The sequence below is a fragment of the Psychrobacter sp. ENNN9_III genome (assembly GCF_001462175.1).
Taxonomy (GTDB): Bacteria; Pseudomonadota; Gammaproteobacteria; order Pseudomonadales; family Moraxellaceae; genus Psychrobacter.
This window is the reverse complement of sequence record NZ_LNUO01000150.1, coordinates 1-6,770: the sequence shown is the minus strand read 5'-3', so window position 1 is coordinate 6,770 and position 6,770 is coordinate 1. Positions and strand designations below refer to the sequence as shown.

Genomic DNA, 6,770 nt, shown 5'->3' with positions numbered 1-6,770 from the left:
GCACAGCACGCCAGAAAAAATTTATACCAGTTCCGCGTTGAAATATAATGCATCTGTTTTATTTAGAATCGACTATATGAGTTATAAACATATTTATTGATAACTACCCAAATACATGCTTCTCAAAGGTTTTTTGTTATCTATAGTTAATGCTCCTACAAAGTTTTCGTTAGCCATTATATAGTTGTTACATAAAGCTTATCTGCTGCCATTTATTATGAGGTTTGTCATGCGCAAAATTCCTGTCTACTCTCACCCTGCTGCTGGTTGGCCAGCGCTCGTTGCCTCCACTCGTAAGCTTATGGATTACAAAGCCTTTACGCGTGGTAGCTTAAGTGTCCTAAAAAGCAATCAGCCTAAGACGGGTTTTGATTGTCCAGGCTGCGCATGGCCTGATCATAAGTCTCATAAAACGCTTGATGTCTGTGAGACTGGTATCAAAGTCATCGCTAGTGAAGCCATGTCTACTAAAGCGGATGCCAAATTCTTTGAAAAATATACAGTCAAAGAGCTACAGAAATGGAACGGCTACGAGATTGAGCATAGTGGTCGTTTATCAGAGCCGCTTCGGTATGATGCAGCGCAGGATCGCTATCTCCCTATTTCTTGGCAAGCCGCTTATGAGATTATCGCAAAAGAGTTGAATAAGCTTGACTCGCCAGATGACGCTTTATTTTATACCTCAGGGCGAGTAACGAACGAGCCTGCCTTTATGTATCAGCTGTTTGTACGCTGTTTTGGCACAAACAATTTGCCTGATTGCTCCAATATGTGTCATGAGCCCACATCCGTTATGCTGGGTAAGCAATTGGGTGTCGGCAAAGCCACGGTCATGTTGGAAGATTTTGAAAAGGCCAAACTGCTCTTGTCATTCGGACACAATCCGGCTACCAATCATCCACGTATGCTTGAGATGCTGGCACACGCGCATAAAGAAGGCTGTCGAATTATTTCTATTAATCCAATGCGCGAACAAGGGCTAAAGGCTTTTAGAAATCCGCAAAAACCCACGCATATGGCAGCAGGTCAAAGTGACGAGATGATTGATGAGGTCGTCCAAATTCAAATCGGCGGCGATGCAGCTCTATTAACAGGTATGGCTAAATGGCTAGTCGAGCATGACAAAATCAACCATACTTTTATTACAGAGCATACCTCAGGTTTTGAAGCCTTAAAAGAGTGGCTAACCGAGCAAACTTGGGCGGATATTGAGCGCGGAAGCGGCATCGTACAAGCAGAGATTGTCAAACTAGCAAAACTGGTTGCCAATAGTCCAGCGACGATATGTACTTGGGGCATGGGTATTACTCAGCACGTTCAAGGCGAAGATAATGTGGCTATGATTACCAATTTGCTACTGCTTATGGGGATGATAGGTATTGATGGTGCTGGCGCTTCACCGATTCGCGGGCACTCTAATGTACAAGGCGATAGGACCATGGGCATTCATGAACGCCCTAAGAAAAAGCTATTAGATAGTCTTGAGCGTGTTTTTGAACGTCCGATGCCACAAGAAGATGGTTATGACGTTGTCGCTGGGGCAAAAGCTTTAATCGACGGCAAGCTTAAAGCCTTTATGGGTATGGGTGGTAACTTTGCAGTTGCAGCACCAAATACTAGTGCCATTCAACAAGCTCTAACGAACAACGCATTGAATGTTTTTGTCGGTACCAAACTTAATGGCACCATGCTATATCCTGGCACGAACAATATTATTCTGCCTTGTTTGAGCCGGATTGAAAGTTTAGTGACCGCTAAAGGCGAACAATTTGCCACTATTGAAGATTCCATGTGTCAGATTGTGGCGACCAAGGGCACTATAAAACCTGTTAGCGATACATTAAAGTCTGAAGCGCAGATTATCGCAGATATCGCGACACACGTATTGGGCTCTACAACCGATATAGACTGGCAAGCGATGAGTGAGGACTATGATGTCGTTCGCGATTATGTATCGCAGACTATCGATGGTTTTGAGGACTTTAATCAGCGTATTCGTGACAGCGAGCGTGGTTTTCATTTGTATCATCCAGCGCGTCATCGTGTATGGAATACGGATAGCGGTAAAGCTCAAATCGAAGTACCACAATATCCGATTACTTATGTTGCTGAGCAAATGGCCCAAAGGGCTGCAACGTCTGAGCAGAAAGCTAATCCTTCTCAAAGTGAGCAACAAAAGGTTTGGCAGTTTACCAGTGTGCGCAGTCATGATCAGTTTAATACGATGATCTTTGGCTATAACGACCGCTATCGTCAAACCAACCGCCGTGATGTGCTCTTTATGCATCCTGATGAGATCAGCCGCTTAGGCTGGCAAAAAGGCGATAGCGTTATAGTGACGCGTCAAGACAGTAGTAATCAAGCTCGTACTCTTGGTCCACTCATTTTAACTGAGATGGATATCGCGTCCAATGCAGTCGCTGCTTACTATCCTGAGTGTAATGATTTATTCGATTTAGATACTCATGCACCAGAGTCGCACATCCCAGCTTATAAATCATCAACTGTGATTTTGGAGCGCGTAGCTGTCGATAGCCGTGAGCCAAGTAAAGCTGATAATCGTGCGCAAAACAGTAGCGTAGATGGAATGGTAGCTTCGGCTTGATTTTTACTATACCCATTTCTAATCAGCGTAGTTGATTAAACCCTACCGACTACGCTGGTGCTGTTTTTTGGGCATTATTTTATAGGCCCTGTTTTATAGACGTATTGACTACTCATGACTATTTTATAATGTGTGATTGGTGGTAAATAACTTTTAGCATGTAATTAGGTAGCAAGTGATTAGGAACGATAGTAAAAACGAAGACTAAACTAGGTTAAAAGCAAATTTTATGATAACTGAACATACTAAAGTGTTAGTAGATGACCTATCTAAAACTGATACATCATCTGCTTCGGTATCTCATACAGTCTCCGATATAATTGATAAAGCTCAAGCACCTGTCTTAATTGATGCTTCACTACCCTCGTCAGTCACACCGCTTTCACGCACTCATTTGGCGCAAAAGCACTATTATCCATCAAATTATTATGACCATTACCATCCTTATATCGAAAATAAACCTGCAAGTTTGGCAGTAGAGGCTGCTGTTGCTATCGTCATTAATGGTGTGCATTATGCCGTATTGATGGCCAGTCCTTACCAGTTGGAGTATTTGGCTGTTGGGTTTTTGTTTAGTGAGGGCTTGATTCAGTATAGTCATGAATTGCTAGATTGGGAGGTGACTCAGCTTACCGATACAACCAACTATGAGAGCTTTATACAAGGCTCAATCGATAAAGATTCTGAAACAGAAATATTTGAACAAAGCTTAGCACAATTGCAAGATTATGATGTTTATATAGTAGAGCTAGTATTGAATCAGCGTTGTCATCAGCGTATTCAGGCACAAAAACGTCAGCTAGCGGGCCGTACTGGCTGCGGCATGTGCGGTATGACTGGTCTAACACAAGCATTACCTGACTTGAGTGCCTATCATCAAGAAAAGCAGTATGTAAAAGGTATCGTCCCACACCTCAGCTATCTGTTATCAATACGGCAACAAATAGATGCTATGCAACACACTCATCAATTGACAGGTGCAGTACATGCAGCGGCAACGATGCAAGGTGATGATTTGTATTTATTTGAAGATGTAGGACGTCATAATGCGCTTGATAAACTTATTGGCTGGCAACTGCGGAACAAAATGGAGGTTGAATGCGTCCTTATGACGTCTCGCTTATCCATTGAGCTGGTACAAAAATCTATCCGTAGCCGCATACCTTGGTTAATCGGTATGTCTGCCCCTACTAGTACAGCAGTTCGAGTCGCTGAACGTTATGGCTTGGGGTTGGCTGGATTTTTACGTGACAACAGGGTGACGTATTATTCTGGTATTTGAAGCATTCAGCGCGCATAGCTGCTGATAAAAAAAGAGAACAAGACACTAGATGCCTTGTTCTCTTTTTTATACTTCTTTTATTCGTACTTTCACATTTAGTTAGACTATTGGGTAAATTGTGAATATTTTGCACAAGAGGCAGGTTGCCAGTAAGTCTCTGTGGCATAAAACTCATCTTTACGTAGTATACCTTCATAACTATCGTCAAAGATGATTTTATAGCGACAGGTTTCTACGTTTTGATTGGCATCATAGAATTTGAGAATATAATCCCATTCGCGAGCGTTAAATCCTTCACTAAAGTGAGGTGTGCCAATTAACTGGTAGATTTGATCTTTAGTCGTACCTACTTGAATATTAGCAACATCCTCATGATTGACGATACTACCGCCTTTTTGCCACGCTTTGTTTGGATCTGGGAACACCAAGTCGTTGGCATCAACAGAGCCATGCTGAGCACCAGGGGTCAAATGCCATGTTGGCGTTATGTTTTTTTGGGTACAGCCAGTCACTGTGAATAGTAGAGCAGTAGTGGCTAATAAGCCGTAACGATATGCAGATTTTTTCATGATCCATTCCTTAATATATATTGTGTGTCATTTGACAACGATTATCTATTTATAAGAAGCTATCGATAAACAAACGCTGTCATGAGGTAAGGTGCTTGTACTAGAAATGGAAGCCTGCACCAATGGCACCGCCAGCATTCCCTTGTGTATCCGCTGTACCATTCACTTTGATTACCCAGCGACCGTTATCAGACACTTTAGACACACCAACGGCTACTGCGCTTTCGCCGTTATATGAGGCGATACCGCCGCCGACCATTGACTTACCTGGAATATACGCTTGCGGTAATGAAGACATCGCCATCGCAGCCGAGATACCAGCATTGGCATCGTCTTCGACTTCACCAATTCTATAACCTAGGGCGTTGACGCTATCGCCAAGCTTTTTATCAAGGGCATGTAGCTGACCACCGTTAACCGCATCAGTACTGTCCGCTGCAATGTTGCCAGCTTCAACACCAGTGATGACAGTGTTGGCAGCATTAAAGCCTTCAGTTGTCATGCTAGGACCGTCTTGAATAGTGACGCCATTATCATTAACCACTGTGTTGCCTGTAGTGACGCTATCGACTTCGATATTGCCATCTAGGCCAATTTGAATACTGCCATTAGCAGTACTGGTGGTAATGTTATTGCCGCCTTCAAACTGAATGCTGCCATTGTTACCGCCGACGCTCTGACTGATATTGTCACCGTTATCCGCGCCAAAGCTGATACCTGCGTCAAGACGGCCAGTATTGTCTGTGATCTGCTCGTTATTGGCTTGGATATCTTCGTTGGCCTGCGCGTTGCCTTGGTTAACAGCAGCGATGGCGTCACTAATGTTACCTTGACCAGTACCGCCAATATTATTAGCAGTAAGGTTGCCACCAGCATCATAGCTAGCATCGCCGCCGATAATGCCGGCGACGCCGCTACCCGCTACCAAGATTATCTAACTGACCTTTATTAACAGCGTCTGATGCTTGAACCCCATTGGCTACGTTAGTAATCGTGGTACCTCTAGCACCGCCACCTAACGTGATGCTGCCTTTATTGACCGAATCGTCTGGGTTTTTGTCATACTGAACCGCTGCATTATTGAGTGATGCATTGCTATCACCAAGTGCGTCACTGACTGCTTTTAACTGTGAGACGTTGACCGCATCAGAGTCTGCGGTACCAGCGGCAACACCAGTTACTTGACGATATACGCCATTAGCCGCATCGCCTACAGCAACTGCGCCTGTAGTGCTGGTTGTGGCAGCAATAGCGGCATTACTATTGGCGCCAAATCCTGCAATACCAGCACCTGTCGTAGCTGCAGAGCCAAGACCTAGTACTACTGAGCCATTTTGGTTTGCTGTAATGCCGTTACCGATTACGAAAGTATCATCACTGTTGATCGTATTGTTATTACCCACTGAGTAACTGTTATTACCATTGATCGTACTTGGATCACCAAAGGCACCAGAGTTGTCGCCATTGACGATGTTACCTGTACCGATACTGATGGACTGCGCGCCATTAGCTTGAGCGTTATCACCGATGGCAACAGAAGATGCGCCTGATACTTTTGAGCCTTTACCAATGACTACAGAGTCTTTAGCCGTCTCTGTTGCTTCGGTGTCGTGGCCTAGAGCAACCGTACTGTCAGCGCCTTCTTTAATAATGGCATTGACACCAATAGCTGTTGAATCAAAGCCGCCAGCACTTGAGTCGTTGGTCATACCAACGCTGCCTGCGCCATTATCTCTGGCATTAGTATGAGCAAATTTTACGCCTTCGGTATTCATTTTTTGCACGGTTTGACCGATGGTTAGGCGATCTGTGACTTCTTGGCCTGAAACGTCATAGGTTAAGAACAAAGAGTCTCTATTAGGATTATCTGGGTTAATAACGCCTTTATTGACGACTTGATCAGCGACGTTAACGACTATCTCATTACCATTGCCATCTACCACTTTGACCTTAGTAGCGCTATCTAACTGACCCTTGTTGACTGCATCAGACGCTGTAATACCATTGGCAACGTTCCTAAGTGTCGTACCACCACTAACGACGATATTATTACCGCTATCATTTTGCTCGATTACCGCTGGTGTGCCAGCAAAGCTGACTTGGTCATAGTTCACTGTATCATCGGTATTACGATCATACTGCACGCCGGCTGCGGTGATATTTCCAGTAATGGCATCTAATTGTGCTTTGTTTACTGCGTCTGTGGCATCGGTGCCTGCAGCCACGCCTGTGAGTGTACAGGCATCACCTGCTGAATTTGTAAAGTCAACACTGGTACCGCCCGTTTGAGCGCCAACGGTGATCGCGCCTGTGC

At 44.3% G+C, this 6,770-nt stretch carries 4 protein-coding genes and 1 pseudogene; 2 read left to right on the top strand and 3 right to left on the bottom strand.

Features of this window, described 5'->3' with window-relative positions; all coding sequences use genetic code 11:
* Positions 1-229: 229 nt before the first annotated feature.
* Positions 230-2,605 (top strand): FdhF/YdeP family oxidoreductase, encoded by a 2,376-nt coding sequence (locus tag PENNN9_RS09315; protein ID WP_058369422.1) that lies wholly within the window; start codon positions 230-232, stop codon positions 2,603-2,605.
* A gap of 229 nt (positions 2,606-2,834) precedes the next feature.
* Positions 2,835-3,887 carry a formate dehydrogenase accessory sulfurtransferase FdhD gene (gene fdhD, locus PENNN9_RS09310; RefSeq protein WP_082638060.1) on the top strand — a complete coding sequence of 351 codons (1,053 nt, stop codon included), beginning with the start codon at positions 2,835-2,837 and terminating at the stop codon, positions 3,885-3,887.
* 104 nt (positions 3,888-3,991) lie between these two features.
* Here fdhD and PENNN9_RS09305 read toward each other — a convergent pair whose 3' ends face one another.
* The 3 genes and pseudogenes from PENNN9_RS09305 to PENNN9_RS09295 form a co-directional block, all read right to left on the bottom strand.
* Positions 3,992-4,456 (bottom strand): outer membrane protein assembly factor BamE, encoded by a 465-nt coding sequence (locus PENNN9_RS09305; protein WP_058369421.1) that lies wholly within the window; start codon positions 4,454-4,456, stop codon positions 3,992-3,994.
* A gap of 100 nt (positions 4,457-4,556) precedes the next feature.
* On the bottom strand, positions 4,557-5,384 hold the full coding sequence (locus tag PENNN9_RS13110) for a YadA family autotransporter adhesin (RefSeq protein ID WP_058369420.1): 828 nt from the start codon (positions 5,382-5,384) through the stop codon (positions 4,557-4,559).
* 28 nt (positions 5,385-5,412) lie between these two features.
* Positions 5,413-6,770 (bottom strand): annotated as a pseudogene (locus tag PENNN9_RS09295) (hypothetical protein); the annotation flags it as partial.